The organism is Clostridium moutaii, from assembly GCF_041205085.1.
GTDB classification, from domain to species: Bacteria; Bacillota; Clostridia; order Clostridiales; family Clostridiaceae; genus Clostridium_B; species Clostridium_B moutaii.
Map to the genome: position 1 here is coordinate 12,208 of NZ_JBGEWD010000025.1, position 21,443 is coordinate 33,650.

35 protein-coding genes, 3 pseudogenes and 1 riboswitch are annotated in these 21,443 nt (G+C 30.9%); of the genes and pseudogenes, 28 read left to right on the forward strand and 10 right to left on the reverse strand.

The genetic code is table 11. The annotated features are described in order from the left end of the window. Positions 1-187: 187 nt before the first annotated feature. The gene (locus tag AB8U03_RS16670; RefSeq protein WP_369705682.1) at positions 188-499 is read right to left on the reverse strand and encodes a hypothetical protein; all 312 of its coding nucleotides are present in this window, start codon (positions 497-499) and stop codon (positions 188-190) included. A gap of 94 nt (positions 500-593) precedes the next feature. Here AB8U03_RS16670 and AB8U03_RS16675 point away from each other — a divergent pair, with 94 nt between their 5' ends. From AB8U03_RS16675 to AB8U03_RS16700, 6 genes are all read left to right on the forward strand, one after another. Further along, positions 594-737, forward strand: a complete 144-nt coding sequence (locus AB8U03_RS16675) for a hypothetical protein (protein WP_369705683.1) — start codon at positions 594-596, stop codon at positions 735-737. 195 nt (positions 738-932) lie between these two features. Next, positions 933-1,109, forward strand: a complete 177-nt coding sequence (locus tag AB8U03_RS16680; protein WP_369705684.1) for a hypothetical protein — start codon at positions 933-935, stop codon at positions 1,107-1,109. Then, a complete protein-coding gene (terS, locus tag AB8U03_RS16685; RefSeq protein ID WP_369705685.1) occupies positions 1,106-1,546 on the forward strand; it encodes a phage terminase small subunit in 441 nt (146 codons plus the stop codon). Before AB8U03_RS16680 ends, terS begins: the two co-directional genes overlap by 4 nt. 1 nt (position 1,547) lies before the next feature. Then, positions 1,548-1,688 (forward strand): XkdX family protein, encoded by a 141-nt coding sequence (locus AB8U03_RS16690; RefSeq protein WP_369705686.1) that lies wholly within the window; start codon positions 1,548-1,550, stop codon positions 1,686-1,688. 114 nt (positions 1,689-1,802) lie between these two features. Beyond that, positions 1,803-2,324, forward strand: coding sequence for a GNAT family N-acetyltransferase (locus AB8U03_RS16695; RefSeq protein WP_369705687.1), 522 nt, complete (start codon positions 1,803-1,805; stop codon positions 2,322-2,324). A gap of 247 nt (positions 2,325-2,571) precedes the next feature. Further along, entirely contained in the window at positions 2,572-3,093 is a 522-nt protein-coding gene (locus tag AB8U03_RS16700; RefSeq protein WP_369705688.1) for a putative ABC transporter permease, read from the forward strand. Between the two features lie 247 nt (positions 3,094-3,340). Here AB8U03_RS16700 and AB8U03_RS16705 read toward each other — a convergent pair whose 3' ends face one another. Further along, complete coding sequence (locus AB8U03_RS16705) at positions 3,341-4,267, reverse strand: alpha/beta hydrolase family protein (RefSeq protein WP_369705689.1); 927 nt, start codon at positions 4,265-4,267, stop codon at positions 3,341-3,343. 265 nt (positions 4,268-4,532) lie between these two features. After that, positions 4,533-4,712, reverse strand: a complete 180-nt coding sequence (locus tag AB8U03_RS16710) for a hypothetical protein (protein WP_369705690.1) — start codon at positions 4,710-4,712, stop codon at positions 4,533-4,535. A gap of 217 nt (positions 4,713-4,929) precedes the next feature. Here AB8U03_RS16710 and AB8U03_RS16715 point away from each other — a divergent pair. Continuing rightward, a pseudogene (locus AB8U03_RS16715) lies at positions 4,930-5,046 on the forward strand (DNA adenine methylase); the annotation flags it as partial. A 139-nt stretch (positions 5,047-5,185) separates the two neighbouring features. Here the strand turns inward: AB8U03_RS16715 and AB8U03_RS16720 are convergent. Further along, positions 5,186-5,401, reverse strand: a pseudogene (locus AB8U03_RS16720) (GIY-YIG nuclease family protein); the annotation flags it as partial. 7 nt (positions 5,402-5,408) lie between these two features. Here AB8U03_RS16720 and AB8U03_RS16725 point away from each other — a divergent pair. From AB8U03_RS16725 to AB8U03_RS16800, 16 genes are all read left to right on the forward strand, one after another. Continuing rightward, complete coding sequence (locus tag AB8U03_RS16725) at positions 5,409-5,609, forward strand: hypothetical protein (protein WP_369705691.1); 201 nt, start codon at positions 5,409-5,411, stop codon at positions 5,607-5,609. A 259-nt stretch (positions 5,610-5,868) separates the two neighbouring features. Beyond that, positions 5,869-6,471: a cupin domain-containing protein gene (locus AB8U03_RS16730; RefSeq protein ID WP_369705716.1), complete on the forward strand. Its 603-nt coding sequence runs from the start codon at positions 5,869-5,871 to the stop codon at positions 6,469-6,471. 101 nt (positions 6,472-6,572) lie between these two features. Further along, positions 6,573-6,818: a hypothetical protein gene (locus AB8U03_RS16735; protein WP_369705692.1), complete on the forward strand. Its 246-nt coding sequence runs from the start codon at positions 6,573-6,575 to the stop codon at positions 6,816-6,818. Positions 6,819-7,057: 239 nt separating this feature from the next. Beyond that, positions 7,058-7,282, forward strand: coding sequence for a hypothetical protein (locus AB8U03_RS16740; protein WP_369705693.1), 225 nt, complete (start codon positions 7,058-7,060; stop codon positions 7,280-7,282). A gap of 181 nt (positions 7,283-7,463) precedes the next feature. Continuing rightward, positions 7,464-8,510, forward strand: a complete 1,047-nt coding sequence (locus AB8U03_RS16745) for an alpha/beta hydrolase (protein WP_369705694.1) — start codon at positions 7,464-7,466, stop codon at positions 8,508-8,510. Between the two features lie 281 nt (positions 8,511-8,791). Further along, positions 8,792-9,148 (forward strand): helix-turn-helix domain-containing protein, encoded by a 357-nt coding sequence (locus AB8U03_RS16750; protein WP_369705695.1) that lies wholly within the window; start codon positions 8,792-8,794, stop codon positions 9,146-9,148. Positions 9,149-9,705: 557 nt separating this feature from the next. Beyond that, entirely contained in the window at positions 9,706-9,993 is a 288-nt protein-coding gene (locus AB8U03_RS16755; protein WP_369705696.1) for an uS8 family ribosomal protein, read from the forward strand. A 97-nt stretch (positions 9,994-10,090) separates the two neighbouring features. Next, positions 10,091-10,252 (forward strand): hypothetical protein, encoded by a 162-nt coding sequence (locus AB8U03_RS16760; RefSeq protein WP_369705697.1) that lies wholly within the window; start codon positions 10,091-10,093, stop codon positions 10,250-10,252. Positions 10,253-10,266: 14 nt separating this feature from the next. Further along, positions 10,267-10,494, forward strand: coding sequence for a hypothetical protein (locus AB8U03_RS16765; protein ID WP_369705698.1), 228 nt, complete (start codon positions 10,267-10,269; stop codon positions 10,492-10,494). A gap of 214 nt (positions 10,495-10,708) precedes the next feature. Next, positions 10,709-10,909 carry an XkdX family protein gene (locus AB8U03_RS16770; protein ID WP_369705699.1) on the forward strand — a complete coding sequence of 67 codons (201 nt, stop codon included), beginning with the start codon at positions 10,709-10,711 and terminating at the stop codon, positions 10,907-10,909. A 128-nt stretch (positions 10,910-11,037) separates the two neighbouring features. Then, positions 11,038-11,439 (forward strand): hypothetical protein, encoded by a 402-nt coding sequence (locus AB8U03_RS16775; RefSeq protein WP_369705700.1) that lies wholly within the window; start codon positions 11,038-11,040, stop codon positions 11,437-11,439. 70 nt (positions 11,440-11,509) lie between these two features. Beyond that, entirely contained in the window at positions 11,510-11,791 is a 282-nt protein-coding gene (locus AB8U03_RS16780; protein ID WP_369705701.1) for a hypothetical protein, read from the forward strand. Between the two features lie 4 nt (positions 11,792-11,795). Further along, entirely contained in the window at positions 11,796-12,038 is a 243-nt protein-coding gene (locus AB8U03_RS16785) for a GH25 family lysozyme (protein ID WP_369705702.1), read from the forward strand. Between the two features lie 297 nt (positions 12,039-12,335). Continuing rightward, the gene (locus AB8U03_RS16790) at positions 12,336-12,704 is read left to right on the forward strand and encodes a peptidoglycan-binding domain-containing protein (protein WP_369705703.1); all 369 of its coding nucleotides are present in this window, start codon (positions 12,336-12,338) and stop codon (positions 12,702-12,704) included. Between the two features lie 28 nt (positions 12,705-12,732). Continuing rightward, a complete protein-coding gene (locus AB8U03_RS16795; RefSeq protein WP_369705704.1) occupies positions 12,733-13,077 on the forward strand; it encodes a hypothetical protein in 345 nt (114 codons plus the stop codon). Continuing rightward, entirely contained in the window at positions 13,056-13,352 is a 297-nt protein-coding gene (locus AB8U03_RS16800) for a hypothetical protein (protein WP_369705705.1), read from the forward strand. The genes AB8U03_RS16795 and AB8U03_RS16800 overlap by 22 nt, the downstream gene beginning before the upstream one ends. Before the next feature lie 82 nt (positions 13,353-13,434). Here the strand turns inward: AB8U03_RS16800 and AB8U03_RS16805 are convergent, their stop codons facing one another. The 4 genes from AB8U03_RS16805 to AB8U03_RS16820 all read right to left on the reverse strand — a co-directional run bounded on the left by AB8U03_RS16805 (position 13,435) and on the right by AB8U03_RS16820 (position 15,880). Beyond that, positions 13,435-13,752 carry a DMT family transporter gene (locus AB8U03_RS16805; RefSeq protein ID WP_369705706.1) on the reverse strand — a complete coding sequence of 106 codons (318 nt, stop codon included), beginning with the start codon at positions 13,750-13,752 and terminating at the stop codon, positions 13,435-13,437. Between the two features lie 106 nt (positions 13,753-13,858). Beyond that, a complete protein-coding gene (locus tag AB8U03_RS16810; protein ID WP_369705707.1) occupies positions 13,859-14,548 on the reverse strand; it encodes a radical SAM protein in 690 nt (229 codons plus the stop codon). Positions 14,549-14,566: 18 nt separating this feature from the next. Continuing rightward, the gene (locus tag AB8U03_RS16815) at positions 14,567-15,274 is read right to left on the reverse strand and encodes a B3/B4 domain-containing protein (RefSeq protein WP_369705708.1); all 708 of its coding nucleotides are present in this window, start codon (positions 15,272-15,274) and stop codon (positions 14,567-14,569) included. A 56-nt stretch (positions 15,275-15,330) separates the two neighbouring features. Next, positions 15,331-15,426, reverse strand: a riboswitch (guanidine-I (ykkC/yxkD leader). A gap of 274 nt (positions 15,427-15,700) precedes the next feature. Then, positions 15,701-15,880, reverse strand: coding sequence for a hypothetical protein (locus AB8U03_RS16820; RefSeq protein ID WP_369705709.1), 180 nt, complete (start codon positions 15,878-15,880; stop codon positions 15,701-15,703). A 219-nt stretch (positions 15,881-16,099) separates the two neighbouring features. Between AB8U03_RS16820 and AB8U03_RS16825 the strand changes: the two are divergent. Then, positions 16,100-16,458 (forward strand): annotated as a pseudogene (locus tag AB8U03_RS16825) (DNA adenine methylase); the annotation flags it as partial. Here the strand turns inward: AB8U03_RS16825 and AB8U03_RS16830 are convergent. Together AB8U03_RS16830 and AB8U03_RS16835 are read right to left on the reverse strand one after the other, a co-directional pair. Beyond that, complete coding sequence (locus AB8U03_RS16830) at positions 16,433-16,894, reverse strand: glycerophosphodiester phosphodiesterase family protein (protein WP_369705710.1); 462 nt, start codon at positions 16,892-16,894, stop codon at positions 16,433-16,435. The pseudogene AB8U03_RS16825 and the gene AB8U03_RS16830 sit on opposite strands and share 26 nt — an antisense overlap. A 62-nt stretch (positions 16,895-16,956) precedes the next feature. Further along, positions 16,957-18,129: an amidase domain-containing protein gene (locus AB8U03_RS16835; protein ID WP_369705711.1), complete on the reverse strand. Its 1,173-nt coding sequence runs from the start codon at positions 18,127-18,129 to the stop codon at positions 16,957-16,959. 184 nt (positions 18,130-18,313) lie between these two features. Between AB8U03_RS16835 and AB8U03_RS16840 the strand changes: the two genes are divergently transcribed. From AB8U03_RS16840 to AB8U03_RS16855, 4 genes are all read left to right on the forward strand, one after another. Beyond that, positions 18,314-19,045, forward strand: a complete 732-nt coding sequence (locus tag AB8U03_RS16840) for a polysaccharide deacetylase family protein (protein ID WP_369705712.1) — start codon at positions 18,314-18,316, stop codon at positions 19,043-19,045. 205 nt (positions 19,046-19,250) lie between these two features. Further along, entirely contained in the window at positions 19,251-19,607 is a 357-nt protein-coding gene (locus AB8U03_RS16845; RefSeq protein ID WP_369705713.1) for a hypothetical protein, read from the forward strand. A 276-nt stretch (positions 19,608-19,883) separates the two neighbouring features. Beyond that, positions 19,884-20,075, forward strand: coding sequence for a hypothetical protein (locus AB8U03_RS16850; RefSeq protein ID WP_369705714.1), 192 nt, complete (start codon positions 19,884-19,886; stop codon positions 20,073-20,075). 241 nt (positions 20,076-20,316) lie between these two features. Further along, complete coding sequence (locus AB8U03_RS16855) at positions 20,317-20,514, forward strand: hypothetical protein (RefSeq protein ID WP_369705715.1); 198 nt, start codon at positions 20,317-20,319, stop codon at positions 20,512-20,514. Positions 20,515-21,443 lie beyond the last annotated feature (929 nt).

A 21,443-nucleotide genomic window follows, 5' to 3' on the forward strand; every position in this document is an offset into this window, starting at 1 on the left:
CAGGATGGTGTCTGTGGTTGCAGGGCACTATAAACTTAAGTGCAACCACCAGAAGATACTATATAAATTGAACTCCTTTATTATAATACAAAATAAGCATCCATCATTTAGGATGCTTATTTTATTTTGAAATTTGTGATGTTTAAACTAAGTGTATTCTATGGGATAAGTAACACTTTTTTAATAATTAATACCAATCATCATAATCATCATAAGGTATTATGACTGGAAGGATTAATGGCATTGAATGATGGTAAGGGAAAGGCCTATGCATCATTCTACGTCTACGTCTGCGCCTTCTTGGGTCTCCTTTCCTATAATCTGAATTAACGTTATCATCTGCATCATCATCATCTTCATCTACGTCATAATATTCATCATCTATTGGTTCATCGTAAAACATTGGGCATGAATATGATGGATAATGCATTGGACAGTTCATTGCTTGGGGATTATAGAAATATTGTTTTTTTTCTTCATTATTGTTACTAGAATCCATGAAATTCCTCCGTAAATTTATTTACAATACATATTATGGGTGAAATAATATATTGTGAATAAAAGTTAAAATGTATTAAAAGCAGGTGAGAGGTGTGGAAAAAGAAAAGCCCAAGAGAGAAAAATTAAATAAGAATAAATTAAGAAGAGGTAAGCACCTCTCCTTTTATGATATAGAAAAATTGATGGCTCATGATTGCCACAGAAGGGTCAATGGGGCTATTAAGAGGGTGAGGTAAATGTAAGAAATGCAAGAAGGTAATTGGAAAATTAGATGAAGATGCCTGCATTACCAAGTTGAAAAAGAAATGTCATGAATGTGGGCATATAAATGAATATAAGTTAAAAAGGAATATGTAAAACATTGGCGAACGAAAGTTAAAGGATATATTCTCTCCTTTATAGAAATTTTATTTAAAGGAGGAGATTGCCAAATGAGTAAATATAAAGTAACTTATTGGTCAAATTTTATTTCCAATAAAATGAATGTAAAAGGACCGTATAATGATATTTTTGTTGAAGCGAATGATGATATAGAAGCTAAAAAGAAAGCTATAAAAAAAGTTTCAGTAAAGGATCATAAAACCGAAAAAGGATATACAGCAAATTGAATGGAACGCTCCAAAAGAATACGGAACGTTCCAAACGAAAAAAGGGTGCCCAGCCTAAAAACAAGAACTCAAAAGGTCATGTGAGTAGCGTACCGAAAGGTAATAAAAACGCTGAAACGCATGGCTTTTTTTCTAAGATTTTTCCGCCTGAAACAATAGAAATAGTGGAGGACATTATGGTTAAAGATCCGTTGGATATGCTTTGGGAACATATAATAATTCAGTATACGGCCATAGCAAGGTCCCAAAGAATTATGGATGTTACTGAAAAATCAGAAATGATTAAGGAACTTAAAAAATCCAAAGTTAAAACAAAAGATAGAAGTACAGAGAAAACCTCCACTAATGAATCAGAGGAGGAATATGAGTATAAGTTCCAATTCGCATGGGACAGGCAGGCCACATTCCTACAGGCTCGATCAAGAGGCTTGATGTAGTATGAATTGGATGGATACAATAACTTATTTTTATAGTCAAGGACTTTATACAGTAGACCAGGTAAAAATATTTGTGGTTAAAAATAAAATTACAACAGAACAGTACAAGACCATAACCGGACAGGACTATACAGCACAATAGAATATAAGGCAAAATAGGAGCTAGAGATAGCTTTTTTATTTTTGTCTTGTAGAGTGAAAATATGGTAATATTAAATCATAAAAGTAAGTTACTACGATGTTAAGGAGGCTTTTTATGTCAGATATTATAATCAATTTACTTGAGGAGTCAGATGCACAGGAACTTTTTACATTCGAACTTAAAAATAGGGTTTTTTTTGAGAGAGTAGGTTTCCCAAGAGGAGATAACTATTATGAATTAAATAATTTCAATACAATAATAAAGGAGTCAATCGAGGAACAAGAGAAAGGATTAGTAAATATGTATTTGATAAAGAATCATAACGGAATGATTCTTGGTAGAATAAATTTAGTATCAATAGTAAGAGGATGTTTTAATAAAGCTGAACTCGGTTATAGAATTGGTGAGGAACATCAGGGGAAGGGGTATGCAACAAGTGCAGTAAAACTTATTTTAGATAAAGCAGTCAATAATCATAAACTTCATAGAATAGAAGCAGGAACATCACCTGATAACATAGGTTCTCAAATAGTATTAATTAAGAATGGCTTTCAATTTGTTGGACGTTATAATAAATATATTCATTATAATGGAAAATGGCGTGATAGCATATATTTTGAAAGAATACTTGATTGAATATATGCTGTCAAATACGGTTAAGACGCATTCTTCTTATTATACGAATACTAAGAGTTTTGGAGAAATCCAAGACTCTTTTTTAATACTTAAAAATACTTATATGGGAGGCTAGGGATAGCTTTTTTATTTTTGTTTTAAAAATACTTATAACGAAAACTTTTATGACAAATACTATAAAACATAAGGAATTACTGCAGGCTTATGTAAAAATACTTGCAACAGTGGAAGAGGTGAATTTAGTAGTATGGGATACAGTTATTCCAACGACTATTACTTAAAAAATAAAATAATCCATTTTCTAGTCTTTGGAAGCCTTTATCTGAACGTAGAGATATTTTCAAGAGCTTTTAGTGGTTCATTAATAGGTTTTAATGGTATATCCAAGTGGAGCTTATGTGGTTGGACTTCTTTATGGATGTTTCCTATAGGTGGGTTATGTGGTGTGATTATAGGTTCTCTAAATGATAGACCTGGATATTATAACCTCAAGATTTGGCAGCAGGTAGTTAAGGGAGGCTCTGTAATTACTGCAATAGAATTGCTTTCAGGAATATTTTTCAATCTGTACTTACATTTGAATTTGTGGGATTATTCCCAAGAGAAATGTAATTTTATTGGGCAGATATGTTTGAAAAACTTTATCTACTGGTATTTGTCGACTGTGATAATTATATGGTTTGATGATGTTCTATCCTGCTATTTTTATCAGGATGAAAGGCCATCAAGCTTATGGAGTTATTTTGTAAGGTTAGTTAAGTTACAATAAAGCTATTTTGCGAACTAAGTGAATAAGGAGCTTTGAAGAAATTCAAGGCTCTTTTTAATATTTAAAAATACTTAAACAGGAGGCTAGTATACAAAGCACTGTAACTCCTGTACAAAATACAACAGCTCCAGCCAATACAGCTCAATAATTTTAACCCTAGGTCATTAATTTGACCTAGGGCTTATTTTAGTTCACAAAAATTGAAGAATGCGAAATAATGGGTTTTCTAAAACTTCTGTTGATTTTCCTAGATTGAAAGAATCCAGTTGGAAATGTCATTTATAACTTGTTTATCAATATGCTGTGCAGCCTTATACTCTTTTTTTATTTTTAGTATCTTTCCATAAATAGAAGGCATAAATAAATGATTTAAGTTGGGATAAAGTTTAAATGTTACATTTGGCATATCGCCCAATAAATTTTTGTAACCATCAAAATCTTTTTCTACTGATACATGGGAATCTTTATCTCCCTGCAAAATTAATACTGGTTTACTCAATACTTTGAGATAATTAGTGGATGGATGTTGGCCCATTTCTTTGAAGTAATAGGATCTGGTATGTTTTCCCAAAACTAAGGTTGATTTTGCTTCTTCATCACTTAGGTTATAGATGTTGTCAAATTTGGATGATAATGCTTTTATTTGTTTCTTAGCAATTATTTTCAAAAACTTATTCAGTGAGTTTAAAACATCATTATTTTGGTCCATCAGAATTTCTTCAAATTTACGTGGAGAACCACCCATAATAATAATTCCAGCAAAATTTCCACCTTCTGCATCAATTCGTGGAGCCAACATCCCACCTAAACTATGACCTACAATAAATATTTTGTTTGAATCAATACGTGAATCTTTTCGTAAGAAATCAGATGCAAGGATGGCATCTTCAATTGTTTCCTCTTTAACCGACAATCCAGTATCGTTTTTCATTTCTTCTCCGTATACCAGTGTTCTCTTGTCATAACGCAGTATTGCAATTGCTTTTTCCGACAAGCCTTCGGCAAGGTCTTTAAAAGGGTAATTATTTCCAACCTTTTCATCCATATTACTTGGACCAGAGCCATGAACTAATACAACCACAGGAAGCAATCCATTAGTTTCATTAGGAATGGTCAATATTCCATTAAGTGGATACTTTGTTTCAGCACCTATAACAACTCTTTCATCAGCCATTATGTTTACCTCCTAATATTATTATTAATAAATAATATTAATTCGCTTTTACTTACTATTATGAATCATTGTAATTTTGTTTTTGTATAAAAAATAATACATATTTATGTAAATTAATTTCTTATTTGTTCGGAATATTATACTTTACCTGTTTAAAATATAATACATTGTGGTATAATATATTTAAAAGAAGCTGTTACGGTTTTAAGTTTAAAATTTATATTTTTAGCTAATTAAAAATGCACTTATTCCAGTGGGTGCATTTTTAATTTTTTGAGTTTTTTTCTTCAGTAGTTATGGATATTTCATTTTCAGTTAATTTACCAACTGAAGATTTACCTTTGATTGTTAGCCTATCTTTAAAATATGTTCCTACAATCACTATAGCTGTTAAGCCCAGTGCTGTAACACATATAAATGCTAATGCAGTTACAGTATCACTCAAGTCGCCACCCCCTCTGCTGTCAGATTAACCGCAACGACTCCTTTGTAAGAGATAAAACCTGGGGAGTGACTAACTAAAAACACTTTATTCTCTTGATAAATATTATAGCATAAATTATAAATAATTAGCTATATTTATAATGCTTATCCATATTCTACCTTAAAATAGAACATATGTTTGCATATAATAGTATTATCTGGAATATAGGAGGTACTATATGAATAGTTTTATAGGATGGATAGGCGGAAAGAAATTACTCAGGAAGGAAATAGTTAAGAGGTTTCCTGAAAAGTTTAATAGATACATAGAAGTATTTGGAGGTGCAGCATGGGTATAGGCAATTTTTATATTTCCACTTCATCCGGTACCTCTAAAAATGAAGATATCCCGATTATATATACAAAAAAAGATACTCAGGTTGAACATATGGGGTTAAACACCAGTGGTTTTAGTGGAAAAAATTTGAGCTATATTTTTGTAAATGAATTTTCTAAAGTAGGGGCATCCTCGCTAAAAATCATAGCATGTACATCAAATTTAAAAGGAACAGAAGCATCACCTAATTCTCTAACTCTTTCATTTGGCTCTAGCCTTCTAGTCATACCAATTTTATATACATCCTGACCCAAGGACCCTATATTAGAAATTACATAAACATATCCAGCACGAGTGTTTTTTTCTCTATTGGTTAACTTTGTGGGGTTCGTAAGAAATAATAGCAAACAAGAAGATTTATTAGAATATACAAATAAATGTTGTACAAAATACTGCAAAGTAGATAATGAAGTTCCAGAATGGACTATAGAAAATGAACCTCTTTGTGATTGCCCTATATCTTATTTTTATTATGCTATGGCTAAATTAGCAGCATGGGAACAGGGGATTGAACTTAGATGAATATTTAGATATGACAGCTTATAGAGGAGATAAAGGGAAAGAAATATTGCAACTTGTTAAAGAAAATGTGAAACAGAATAAGGAAATATAGATAGATAAAATAAATATTTTGCAAATTAAATTAGGTAAAATTGTTCTTTGAAAATTGAATAGTACGGTGTAGCATTAAGGATACGATTTTATTTATAATTGGTATAATCACATTTCCAAAACCTAGAACATATTATAATTTGGTAAGACTATGAAAGAAAGGAACAATATGCATAATATATATAGAAAATATCCTTACTGCAATACTTATCCATGTCCTTATTTAGCTAATATACCAATGTATGACCCGAATTATTCGAGGAAGTTTAATGACCAATATATTCCTTGTGAGAATGAAGTTGAGTATAATTCAAAATTTGATTCTTCACGATTAGCAAGAAATGATGGCTCAATTCAGTTGAAGGATTATGGACCACAACCCTTTGTAGTTGATATTAATAAAGCTACTAAGCAAAATAATACTTTTCGCACTGCTTTATGGACAGGAAACCATCTGCAGGTTACCTTGATGAGCATCAATGTTGGTGATGATATTGGTTTAGAAGTTCATCCGAACGTCGATCAGTTCATACGTGTTGAAGAAGGCCAAGGACTTGTTAAAATGGGAAACAGTAAATATAATTTGGACTTTCAAGAAAAAGTATATGATGACTTTGCAATAATGGTACCTGCTGGTACGTGGCACAATGTTATCAATACAGGTAATAAACCACTTAAAGTATATTCTATTTATGCACCTCCTCAACATCCACGAGATACAGTCCATGTGACTAAAGCGGATGCGGAAGCTGCTGAAAAGAGTCAGCAGTGATTAAAAAAGAACAATTATTTTTAGCACCGTATTATTCAAATGAATTTTACGGTGTTTTTATGTTTGCAAAACAAATGTAAAGACTGGAATGAGAAGGATTAATGAATAAATATCAGAGAGAAAAAGCTAAAAGGATGAAAAAATTATCTGAACTGGGCATAGGATATTCTCAGCAAAAGGCATTACTGAGAAAGTTCAATTTTGAACAACTGGATAAGACAATAAAACAAATTGAGGTAATTGAAAAATCCGATGCTATTAAAAAATTAATTAAATCCTTTGAAAAGTCAATGAAGATACTTTCAAATGCGTTACTTAGATTATTCAAAGAAAAAAACCAGAAATAAAAATCCCTGGTATAAAGGTATCAAAATGTTATTTAATATAGAAAACTTGATATAGGGATTAAACACTGGGGATTCATCATCCCCAGCATAAATAAGTATCAACTGAAGAGCGAGTACAAACAAGTCCTACAGGTGAAAGCTATGCTGAGAGGACTTTATTATGTATAAAGGATAAGTTACTAAGGGAACAGTATTGGAAAAAGAAACAGGTAGCAGATATAGAGGAAACTCTAAGAAATATGGAAACCACAAATGCTGTGATTGAGGCTAATATAAAGGATTTAAGGATTGAAGATCAGGAGTTCTTGAAGGAGAAATACAAGTACAAGAGAGCAGACTGGCAGATTGGGATGAAATTTAATATGTCGCAAGGTGCAGTTACAAAAAGACGGCATAGGCTGATTGAGAATATAATTAACTGGAAGCTTGGATTAGTGCATAGAAATGAAATTATTGCAAACTAAAAGTTGAAATGAAAAATATGAACAATGGCTCTTTGAAAACTGAATAATACGGTATTTTAAATGAATTTAATAATTGCTATTAATGCCGATTTAAGTATAATCAAATACCATTAGTATAAAATACATAATAGAATTTATGTTCTCGAAAATTAAGTTTAGCATAATATCGGAGGTTGGATAAATGAAAAATAAGAAAGGTATTTGGATATTTGTAGTCGTAATCCTAGCTGTTATTATTGGAGTTTTCTTACTTATTAAAAATTTAACTATAACAAGTTATGGGAAGCTTGATACTAAGGTTGCTGTAATGTTGAAGATTAATAAATACCTTAACCCTAATTCAATTAAAGGAAAGCCAATAAAAGAAATACGCCAAATTTTAAATAATGATGCTGTTAAATGGAGTGCTAAACCTATACCCTTTTCTAATATAAAAGATGTCAGCATAGATACATCTTCAACTAAGATTCCTATACGTATATATACGCCTCAAGGTGGTAGTAAGCTCCCCATAATTGTTTATTCACATGGTGGCTTCTGGGTTGGAGGAAATTTGGACACTCATGACAATGTTTGCAGGAAACTAGCAAAAAATACAAAAGCAATAGTAGTATCAGTAGGTTACCGTCTTGCACCGGAAAATCCTTTTCCTGCTGGATTAAATGATGTGTATAATGTGCTCCAGTGGACTTATAAGAATGCCGGACGTATTAATGGGGATGCAAAACATATAGCTGTTGCAGGGGATAGCGCCGGTGGAAATCTTACAGCTGCAGTTTCTAAGATTACACAGGATAAAAATGGACCGCACATAACTTGTCAGGTGCTAATATATCCATCAACAAATATATATGAATTAAATAGTAAATCTTGGTCCTATCTGTCTAGTAATTTTAGTATTTCTAGAGAAGATATGAAGAAATATATATCCCTATATGTACCAAAGAAAGAAGATAGGAAAAGCCCTTATGCATCTCCTTTGCTAGCTAAAGATTTTAAAGGGTTGCCTCATACACTTATGATAATAGCTGAAATAGATCCATTGAGAGATGAAGGAGAAGCCTATGCTGAAAAGCTAAAAAAAGCAGGAAATGAGATCATTGTTACTATATATAAGGGTAGTCCACATGGATTTCTTACAATGGATCGGATTTCAAATGAAGGGGATAAAGCTTTAAATAAAATCTCTCTATATCTTCAAAATGAGTTTAAGAAAGATAAACTTTGATTTTTTAAAATTTAGCTTTTATATGGTTAGGGATTTTTTTATATTATAAAAGTAAATAATTTATTAAAATACCGTATTATTCAGAAGTGAATTTTGCGGTATTTTAATTTCACGTTTCAAAGAATATTAGGAATTATTCAGGAATATTACGTAGGAATTAAAATATTGCCAAAATGTAATATAATTGAGTCATAAAGAATTTAGTATTTAATTTTGTAAAAATAAAGCATGTCCCCTTTTATGGTTTGGGTGAACTATACACATTTTTAGAAGTTGATTAAATGAAAGCTATTGTAGATAAGAAGCAGATTGAAAAATTATACTTAGAAGGAATGACAGCTCCTGAGATTGCTAAGAAATTAAATTGTAAGAAAGATACTATTAAGAAATGTATTCAAAGGAATTTTGATTGGCTGAAAACAGATCATCAAATTGCTTTAACTCGTAGGCGTGAAGTAGTAAAAGCAGTAAACTATCAAGCTAATAGGTACATGGGTGACAGTACATTTGTGAAAAAGAATAGGTCCATATATAAAACAAAGCCTAATGGAGATATTGTCCTGAATAAAGAAGTTGCTCCAGTTGTTACGTGGGATACTCCGAGAAGGCTTGCAAATGAAAATAAAGTTAGATTGTAATACCCTCTCAATTTATATAAACCCGCCAAGCCCCTTAACAATGCTGGCGGGGTAAATTTTTTATAAGATTTTAATGATTTAAGTATAATATAATAATATGTTGATACTCCTTTTAAATAATAATTACCAGGATGGTGCCTGTGGTTGCAGGGTACGGTAAACTTAAATGCAACCACCACAAATAGATCTCCTTTGTTATTGTTATGGTAAGCATCCGTAATTTAGGGTGCTTATTTTATGTATTGTTTATAAATAATATCTGATAGATTTAGGTATTACCATGCATTACATGTTGAAAGTATAATTATAGTTTGATAACATATATTATAGGAATTCAATAAGAAGAGAACCATTTTACAGACACACGGATTTAACCGGGTGCTTTTTTGCGCAAAATTAAAAGCAGGCAAAAAATCAATGCTTGTTCAATAGGAGAGGTTAGTAGCTTAGAGTACCAAATAATCTGGTACTTATTGCCATCTTTTTATTTTAGCAGGATATTATCATTGCTTGTAGAAATTTATATAGACATAAAAATTGAGGAGGAAATAATATATATGGATAAAGAGAATTTAAAGCAAGAAATATTAGACATACTAAAAAAACATAATTATATAAGTGGATTAAGTGAATGCCCAATGACTACTTTAAGATTTCTTTTAAAAATAGATGATGCTCATTTGGGTGCTTCTCCAATTTATGATGCTTTATGTGAACTTCAAGAAGAAGATAAGGTAATAAAAAGTTTTGAACCATCTGCCGGCGATTTGAACCAGAAAATTAATGCATCAAGATGGTATTTAAAACAACAGGGAAAAGAAGAAAACCCTAAGAGTATAGATTAGTTCCTATGCTATTTTAATTAAATAATTAGAGCACTTTAGAGAGCCTATATTGTATAGTATAAGGCTCTATTTTTATGCACGGAATGAGTTGATAATAATGAAACCAATATACATAAGTTATAAATGTAATAGATGCAGTAGAGAATTTGTATTACTGGTAGAACAGCAAGAAAAGTTTAATGGAGAGCTTAGATGCCCTTATTGCTCTAGTTCTAAATTACATACACAGAAAGCAACAGATAATTTAAAGGAGCCTTGAAGGAGGTTAGATAAGTGAGTAATTCAATATGTATGAAAGTAAAGACTAATATAGCCAATGCTGTAAATAGTAAAGCAGGAACTTCCCTAAATAATTCTAGTGCATGGAATGATATTAAAAATGCTATTGACAATATTTATTTGGGTAAAAAATATGCTAGTGGTTCAACTATTAGCGGTTCAAATACTGTTATGTATATTGATATTAATGGTTCACAAGCTGAAAGATATCTTTATTGGTAACTAATTTAACATTTAAGGCTAGTTTAATAGTTGTTACTTGCTTATCTTATCCAGAAATTATCGTTTATGATGCAAGACCAGATCGGTATTATAGTAATCTTACGGTGAAAAGTTTTGCATATAATAATACCCATGATTCTAATGAACCTATTTAACTAATCTTACTCCCAAAAATGTTAGGGAAAATATAAATATAAATGGTGTTGTAGGAACTGTGGAAGAAGGATTAGACTATCTTGATTATTTAAAGAATATTTCTGGCTCGTATATTATAATTAAATATTTTAATTTTTGGAGTATGTGTTATAAAAATAGTTGGGTAACTTTGGACATGGTTAAGCAGGCTGTAAGTAAAAGTATTGTAACAGCAGATGAATTTAAGACCATAACCGGGCAGGATTATACAGCACAATAGAATACAAGGCAAAATAGGAGCTAGAGATAGCTTTTCTATTTTTGTCCTGAAATTTACAAAATAGTTTTACCGAAATAGAAGTCTTTTACATAATATGTTATTATGTAAAAAATTTATTGGAGGTTTTTATGTATCCATATATACATCCAGGGATGGAAATTATGCCAATGTGCTGTTATTGCAGAATGAACAATGAAAATGCAACACCACCTATGCAGCATATGCCTAACATGGGACAAGAAATGCAAGATATGAAGGAAAATAACATGAAGGAAAATAAAGTAAAAGAAAATAACATGAAGGAAAATAATATGAAAGAAAATAATATGTCGAAAAATAATATGTCGCAAGCAGACAGGGAAAGAATACAAACAGATACTCAAGAGATTGTAAGGATGTTTGAGTGCCATCATCCAGAGTTACTAAATACGTTGATGTGCTGCGGTGCGTCAGTGGATCAAGCAAGACAATATTTAAGCAGAGTTGTTAGTATGGCACTTATGCATCATATGATGCACCAAACGAAATAAGTGGATCAGAGTTTTGGAGAAATCCAGGACTCTTTTTTATATTTAAAAATACTTAAACAGGAGGCTAGAGATGGATTATGCAACTATTGGACTGATTTGCACTGTAACAGGTGCGATAGTAGGCATTATAAGTGCTTTTAACTATATGAAAAAGCAAACAAAGGAAGATGCGTCTTGTAATACTAGATTAGAAACTAAACTAGATTATATTGGAAAAGATGTAAGCGATATAAAGCTAGATTTCAGATTACAGGCTGCAAAAATAAGCCTTATTGAGGAAAGAGTTACAAGAGTTGAAGAGAGCACAAAATCAGCTCATCACAGAATTGATGGGATAGAAAAGAAGGAATGATTCTATGATTAAAGGTGTAGATGTAAGTAATCTCAATGGTAATGTAGATATAAATTCTATTAAAGATGTAGGTAATTTCTTTGTGATTGCCAAGTCCACCGAAGGAAGTACCTTTGTAGATAAATTCTATAATGACAATATTAAAAAAGCCAAAGCCCTGGGAATTATTACCGGGGCTTATCATTTTGGCAGATTTACAACTAAAGAAAAGCTATCAAGGAGGCAAACTTTTTCAAATCTATTGTAGAAAGCTCCAAACCGGATTTTTTAGTCCTGGACTTTGAACAGCAGTGCAGTGGAGATATGACAGATGCATGTCTTGAATTTTTAAAGATAGCGTCTAACTGTTGCTCCAGTACTTATTTATTGTAATCCAAGCTATATAAAGGCCTACTTAAATAGCAAAATAACTGGGTATCCTTTATGGGTAGCTCATTATGGAGTTAGTTATCCAAATACTGTACTGTGGAATGAATACGCTATATGACAGTATTCTGAAAAGGGGCAAATACCTGGCATAGGAGGTTATCTGGACTTAAATTATATGACAGAGGATTTTTACAAAAGTCTGGGTGGTACAAGAAACCCGGATCCACTTGTGGAGCAGATTAAGGCTTTACAATATGACCTAAACTCCGAATATAATGCAGGATTAGATGTGGATGGAATAGCAGGCCAAGCTACCATGGCAGCATTAAAGGGGGTACAAAATATCATAGTAAAAGGACATAAAAGCTACGTAGTCCTTTGGGTACAGCAGAAGTTACAAGGCTATAGCTATTTGAAAGAAGGTTCCTATACTCCAATGGTTTATGACGAGTCTACATTCCAAGCTGTTACCAATTTACAGAAGAATTGGGGCAGGCCTACGGATGGGGTTCTAAGAATAGAGACCTGGGGAGTATATTTTTAAATAACTAAAATAAATGGAGAAATGTATTATGACAAATTTAAATGTATTATTTATAGTTTTAGGACTGGCCGTGGGAGTAGGAAGCACAGTATTAATCTTATTGCCTTTTTTAAAGAAAAAGGGTGTTAATACAGCAGATGTTTTACAAAAGGTTGATACTGGATTGCAGGAAGTTAAAAAGTATACGGATGCAGCAAAGGCACTGGTACCTGGAAATAAGTTTTTAAATATCTTAAGTGTTATAGAAAAATATGCAGAAATAGGAGTGGGACAGGCAGCACACAACTCAATGTATCTTCTCAGCTCCCGGCAGATCAGAGAAAACAGAGTGCAGAGGATTATGTTTATAATGTGCTTAATAAGCTGGGTATAGAAGTGGATGAAAATGTGAAGACAATAGTTTCAGGGGTAATTGAGAACAAAGTATATGAGCTCAAAACTCCTGAAGAAAGGAAGACAGCTCAGCAAACGGCAATTCAAACCCAGGTATCTCAGCTTCAAACTCAAAATTCACAATTCCAAAGTGAAAAAGGGCAATTACAACAGGAAAATGAAGAATTGAAGAAAAAAATTGCTGATATGCAGAATATTGTAGCCCCTGCGAATGATACAGCTAATACAGAAACTCCAGCACAGCCAGCTCAATAATTTTAACCACGGGTCATTAATCTGGCCTGGGGTTTATTTTTAACTAGTAAACAAAATAAGAATATTGCAAATCATCAAAAAGTTAATGAGATACAAGTTTCAACCCAGCTATTCCTACTACTATGAATCCAATACAAATTAATCTGATTATAGTGATAGGTTCTTTAAATAATACTATCCCTAAAATTACAGTACCGATGGTTCTAATGCCTGTCCAAATTGCGTATGCTGTATCCAAGGGAAGACTTTTTAATGCTAATGATAAAAAACAGAAACTTGCTATCATACCTACTATTGTAAATATACCTGGTACAAGTTTTATAAATCCTTGCGAATATTTTAAACCTATAGCCCATGCTACTTCAAATAGGCCTGCAATAACTAATATTGTCCATTTCATGGTTTTCACCCCCTGAACTCAATTACATTTTACGGAATTGATTTTGCGGTTTATAGTAGCTACTCTGGGATTACCACCCCTAGTAAACAATATAAGAATAGCATTACTAAATATTTAGTAATGCATTTGAAATTTCCTCAAATATTTCATCAGTTATACCAAGTTTTTTCTTAAATCTTTCATCCTCCATTCTTGCAATAATTATCTTGTTAGGAGATATTTCCTTAATAATATTTTTCATCTTCTGAATTGATTCTTCATCATCGTTATAGCCCTTAATGATAGTAATTTCAAATATAAATTTCCCTTTGTATTGTTTATTAAAGGAAACCATGTTTGAAATATATTCTACTAACGTATACCCTTCAATCGGTCTTTGGATTTTTTGAAAATCCTCTTCTGTTATTATTTTTATCTCTCCAACAACCTCATCACATTTATTAGCAATTTTTATATATTCATCTTTACCTAGTAAATATCCATTAGAAAGCAGTCTTACAGGTAAACCTTTGACTTTGATAAAGTCAATGATATCACCAATTTTATCATTTATTAAGGCTTCTCCCTTTGAGTTAATAAAGATTAATTCTGCTTTTGTATTTTCTATCATGTTTTCTAGTTCAATCAATGAACTATCTGTTTTATCAAATGACTTTTGGGTATCTATCTTATTTTGCGACCTTCCAATAGGACAAAATATGCAATCAAAATTACAATACTTTTCTGGAAGTATGTTAACTTCCAGTACCCTTTTTCCATCTTCGATATAAATACCTTTATAACTAAAGCCACTCATCAGCTTACCCTCCTCAAATTACTTTATTGATACTTCTTTATTGTTAATATCAAGAATTGAAATCTTATATGTTCCACCTAAATTGTCCTGTACTGTTTTTGCTAAATCTTTTAAAGCAGTCTCAAACTCTTTCAATCTTCTTTCATCAATTAATTCAATGCACAAAAAAGTATTCTTTGTATTTTCAGTGAGCATTGTTCTTACTGATTCACGCCAATTAAAGCACCTGCAAATTGCTCCTTCATTATCTTTATATACTATTTCACCTTCATATGGTGGTGAATTTTTATCCGTTCCTAATGTAACAAAATTTTCATCTCCAACTGCCTTAGTCAATCTTATATCCCCAACAAATGTATCGATATCCTCACCACCGCAGGGCAATCCATATCTTAATGAAATAGAGTTGTAAATATCAACTAGAGGATTAATATTTCCTAAATGGTTTCCATTATGCACTCGCTTTAGTAATGCCTCAATCGATGACCTTGCACCTTTCTTTGTTTTAAATTTTTGAAACGCTTCTCTCCATGCTTTTATAACTTCGTTACTGCTGAATTCTGCATTTTTCAAATATTTTAAGGCTTCCTTTTCTGAATTATAAATCATATCCTTATATTTGTCTTTATCTTTTATAGAGTTATCTATTCTATGGAAAACAACAACACCAATCCTTGCATTGGGGAATAGGTTCCAAAAGTTATCTTCAGTAATAAATTTTTTCATTAAAATATACCTCCTCAACAATAAAAAATAAAAAAGCCATAGAGATATTATTAAATATCTCCCAGGCTTTTATCCTTCCGTGTACACAATCAACTGTGAGTTTTCTCTTGGACCTGCCAGCTACAAACTGCGGAACCCTAGAAAACTTAAATATATAATTAGTTTATGATTCACAAGTTTAAAATTATAAACTGATTTTAGCATAATATTAAGATTAAATCAATTAATATACATTCCTTCGCAAAAATTTACTTTTACGTTACCATATGTGATTTCAAAAATGTTATTTTTATATAAAATATAATGCATTAAGTGTTTAAAATATAATACATTGTGGTATAATATATTTAAAAGAAGCCGTTACGGTTTTAAAATGATTAAATTGTTTTTAGTTTAAAAATGCACCCTTCGCCAAGTAGTGCATTTTTAATTTTTTGAGTTTTTTTCTTCAGTGGTTATGGATATTTCATTTTCAGTTAACTTGCCAACTGAAGATTTACCTTTAATTTTAAGCCTATCTTTAAAATATGTTCCTACAATCACTATAGCCGTTAAGCCCAGTGATGTAACACATATAAATGCTAATGCAGTAACAGCATCACTCAAAGTTGCCACCCCCTCTGCTGTCAGATTAACCGCAACGACTCCTTTGCAAGAGATAAAATCCTGGGGAGTGACTAACTAAAAACACTTTATTCGCTTGATAATTATTATAACATAAATTTTAACCAGTAATCTATATTTATAAAGTCCATCCATATTCTACCCTGAAATAGAACGTATGTTTGTACATAATAGTATTATCTGGAATATAGGAGGTACTATATGAATAGTTTTATAGGATGGATAGGTGGAAAGAAATTACTCAGGAAGGAAATAGTTAAGAGGTTTCCTGAAAAATTTAATAGATACATAGAAGTATTTGGGGGCGCAGCATGGTCCTTTTCTCAAAAGATAAGCTGGCCAATATGGAAGTCTACAACGACATAAATGGTGACCTGGTCAATTTATTCAGGTGTGTGAAATTTCACTGTGGGGAACTGCAGAGGGAACTCTTATTTATGTCGAATTCAAGGGAAGTGTTTTATGATTCTGCAAGTCAGTATGATACCAGGGGCATGACTGATATTCAAAGGGCAGCAAGATTTTTTATGCTGGTTAAGACAAGCTATGGAAGTGACCACTGCTATATTTTACTACCTGTTCCAGAGTGGGAATCTCTTCAATTGTGCATTCAGGGAAATTTAGCCTGTTTATATTTAATTCTTTAATTTCCTTATAATCTAATTGGTTGATTTTTTTGTTTAGCCCAGTTAATCTTTTTAAAGTCTTATCATGCATTAATACTACTACACCATCTTTTGTTTCCTGAACATCAATTTCAGCATAGTCTACCTTATAGCTTATAGAATCTTTAATTCCATCCATAGAATTTTCAGTTTCACCTATAAAACATTTGGCTCTATGAGAAATAATCTCTACTTTTTTAACGCTTAAAACGTTATTTGTATGATTTGAGTAATTTCGAAAAATATTTATGACTAGTTTTGATGATGCGCATAAAAATATAAATAAAATAATCAAACTTAATAAATAGATTCTATGAGCGGCTTTATTCATTCTAATTTTCACTCCTATGAATAGATTGTATCGTTAGTATAGAATAAGAAAAACATTCAAAATTAATAATCATTTATGTGTATAATAAAAAATCTTATGCCTTTATTTCCCCAGCCTAAATCCCATGGAACATGATATCTATCTGTTGTATGAGAATTAACTAAAGGATATTTATGATTATCAAACCCTGTTATTACCGCAAAATGGTCTATGTTTCCTCTTCCTTTTTCATAAGCTATTAAATCTCCAATTTTTAAGTTATTAATTATTTCGTTTGCTATATTGGATTTGGAATCTGTTAACTCATTAAAAGTTCCAATTTTTATAATAGTTCCTCTACCACTATGTAGTAAATAATTTTTTAAGCCATCTGCATTTGACCAAGCACTGGTACCAGGGTGCCATATATTGTTAGTATGCATCGAACCACCTTCTGTATCTCCTAATACTTGAGAAACAAAGTTAGTACAATCACCGCCCAAGCCATTATAATCATCATACTTTTTATTATATTTAAAATTGTTACTACTTCCCCAAGCTGCACCACAATATTTATTAGCATAATCAATTGCTTTTTCTCTGTTATAAAATATTTTATTGCTGTTAATCACATTTATAAAATTTTTTATTGAGCACAAAGTATGTTTTGATGAATTAAGTTTATCATTTAAATTGGATGTATAAGATTGCAGTGAATCTTCAAAGCAGTCAGTATACCAATCACTAAGTATAATCCATTTTTCACTTTTTTTCACTAATTTTATTGTATGACGTATACCTATTCCAAATGAATTTAAGGGATTAACTTGATCATTTTTATATGCATAGTCAAATTTATAACTTTCTTCAAGAATTAGTTTTAATGCATTGCCTGAGGGAATGAGCTTTTTCAGTTTAACAGTGGACTTAATATCTTTGAACTCTATATTTCTTTGGGTGGACCAGTCACTTAAATATTTAAATCTTTTTATTTCATGTTCTAATGCATATTTACCACTTGGTTTAGAAATATCATAATATTCATTTAGCGTTGAATAATTTCCAGTTTTGAGCGCAAAGCAACGAATATTATATATTTTTCGAATTTCTAAACCCACTTCATCTTTATTTATATCCTGAGTAGATTTATATGCTGAACTTTTATATACAGGTAGCATTAAAAAAATAAGTATTAAGATTGTATATTTTAATAAAGATATAATTCTAAATTTTCTTATTCTATATTTTAATTGCAATAATAACTCCTCCTCGAAATATAGTTTATTAATCCATCTGTTAACATTTCATAGAAAACCTTTGTACATATATGATTAGAAATTTAGCATAAAATCATGTGATGAATATATTGGCAGTTATTATATTAAATTTTTTGCTAATAATACTGATGTATATTTATTTATAATTTAGAAGGTGTATAAATTGAAATTTAAAAAGCATTATTGTATAGCTTGTTTGGTATTTGCAGCTATTTTATTAACGGTAAATTGTATAGATTTTCAAAATAGCTATGCAGCAGAACCAAATGTAACTGGCAATGAAAAAGTAATATATCTCACTTTTGATGATGGACCTAGTCCACTTACAAATAAGGTTCTTGATATATTAAAAGAAAAAGATGTTAAGGCAACATTTTTTTTAATAGGAAATCAAATTAGAGAAAATGAATCTACTGTAAAAAGAATATATGATGAAGGGAATGGCATAGGGCTTCATACTTATACTCATAAAAATAGAAAAATATATTCTAGTCAGGATGCTTTTATAAAAGAAATGGATAATACACGTGAGGAGATAAATAGAGTTGTTGGGGTAAAACCTAATATAATAAGGTTTCCTGAAGGTAGTAGAAAACGTTTGAATAAAAATATGCTTCAGAAATTACATGGATATAATTACAGAGTATATGACTGGAATATAGTAACTTCTGATGGATTAAATGCAAAGACTCCACCAGAAAAGCTTTTTAGGCAGGCTACAAAAAGCAAAAATAAGCCTAACCCTGTTATATTGCTTATGCATTGCGATTATATGCATAAGAATACTTGTAAAGCTCTTCCCAGGATAATAAATTATTATAAACAGGAGGGCTATGAATTTAAAATTATTACAAACAATACTCCAGAACTGTATTTTCCTATATCAAAGAAATAAAATTGTTTTAAGAAAATAATATTATTCTTAAAAATATAATAAAATTTTATAACGCAAGGAAGGGATTTAAATGAAAAAGAAACTTTCATTAATTATAACAACTTTATTAGTTATTATAAATTTAGTGGGTTGTGGAACTAAACAAGGAGCTAATGCAGTTAAAGATAAAGTGTAAAATGCACCAAAACAAACTAAAAACGATTTAATGAAAATTCCAAAGGATTTAGAAGGCGACATGGGTATAGGCAATTTTTATATTTCCACTTCATCCGGTACCTCTAAAAATGAAGCTATCCCGATTATATATACAAAAAAAGATACTCAGGTTGAACATATGGGGTTAAACACCAGTGGTTTTAGTGGAAAAAATTTGAGCTATATTTTTGTAGATGGTATTTTGAATACCAAACAACAGTTGTCAAATAGTAAATCAAATATGGATCTGAAAGGTAATGATCTTAAAATAGGTAAGAATAAAGTAGATATTATTCAATTTAATAATAAAACAAATGATAAAGTTATTACACATAAAACAGCATATTATGAAGTTAAATCCAGATAATAAATGAAAGAAAAATCTAGGTGGGAGGAAAGAGCTATACAAGACGGGGTAAACCCGTAAAGTGAAATAAATTGCTCTTTGGATTGCAATAGGTGCTGCTATTTTATATGCTATTGTTGCTACCAATAAAAAAGTAACAAAAAATAAACTTTAATTTACCTATGGACAATTAAAAAAGTGAATAATTTACTAAAACGCCGTATTATTTAAGAAAATTTTACGACGTTTTTTATGTTCATAAAACAAATAATTTATATATTAATGGAGGGATTATAAATGTTATTTCCAGAAATAGAGTTTGTTACTTTTGATGAATTGATAGAAATATATAAAAAAGAGACAAAAGGATTATGTGAAGATGAACAGGATTTAATAGATATGGCCAAGAGCTTGAGGTGTAAATGTATAAAAGAAAATGGACTTGATAAGGATGAAGGGGTAGGTAATTCAGCTGGTAATATTATATAAGATTTTGTAAAGAAAAAACCCAATGGGTAAGCCCCTGAAAAAATAATAACTAATACGGGATGCCTTTAGTATGCCTAGATTTTAAATTATTATACTGTGGAATATATTTAAAAAAGGAAGCCAGGAAAATTAAATCCCTGGTACAAGAGGTCTACCATGTAAAATTAAACACTGGGGATTTATCATCCCCAGTGTAAGTAAGCAATAAGCACTCAATGTATTAGATAATCACTTTAGTTCAATGAAACTTAATAATTTAAATACATTGATATCCTTATGTGAATATGATGTACAGAATTTTAATTATTATACTGGTAATTTTAGGAGTGGTGTATATGGAGAAAAGTTAACAGCAAAACAGAAAGCTGAAATGACTTATAATATGCTGCAGAAATGGCAACGGTTGTTCTGGTGTTTAGACGTAAATAAAAGATTCTAATGGGAGGATTTAAGATGATGGATGGAATGAAATTTGTTGAAATGGAATGTGCTCAGGGATTATTTTAATAGGGATAAGAGAATGAAATGAGTGTACTGAATACAAAATTAGATATTTTAATAAGATAGATAGATAAAATAGAGTACAAGCTAAAGAATGTTGATGTAGACCTCCCTGAAGAATCTAAAAGTATTACCTATGAAGAGCGAGTACAAACAAGTCCTACAGGTGAAAGCTATATAAACCCGCCAAGTCTCTTAACAATGCTGGCAGGGTAAATTTTAATTATATTTTAGAGAAGTTTTAAGGTGATTTTAATGATTTAAGTATAATATAATAATATGACAATAACTTCTTAAATAATAATTGCTTTATTAGTGCCTGTGGTTGCAGGGCACGATAAACTTAAATGCAACCGCCAATGTGGGAAACCATAGATAAATTAGTATTATCTTGTATAAGGCACCTGGTTAAAAGCCAGGTGTTTTTTAACAAATACTTAACGAATATAATATTTTTACATAACAATCTTTGTATACAATATAAATATAAAAAATTATAACTTCTCTAGTGCCTGCGGTTGCAGGGTACTTTAAATTCAAGTGCAACCACCATCCATAGACACTTTTTTAATCATCCATTATCCTTGTGTTTGCGGTTGCAGAGCACGTTAAATATAAATGCAACTACCCAAAAGATACTATATAGAATTGCTGTCCTTTTTTTCATTATTTTTCAGGTTAAGCATCCGTCATTTAGGGTGCTTATTTTATGTATTGTTTATAAATAATATCTGATAGATTTATATATTACCATGTATTACATGTTGAAAGTATAATTATAATTTGATAACATGTATTATAGGAATTTAATAAAAAGAGAACCATTTTACAGACACCCGGATGATATGACCCCAATAAGTTAGACTT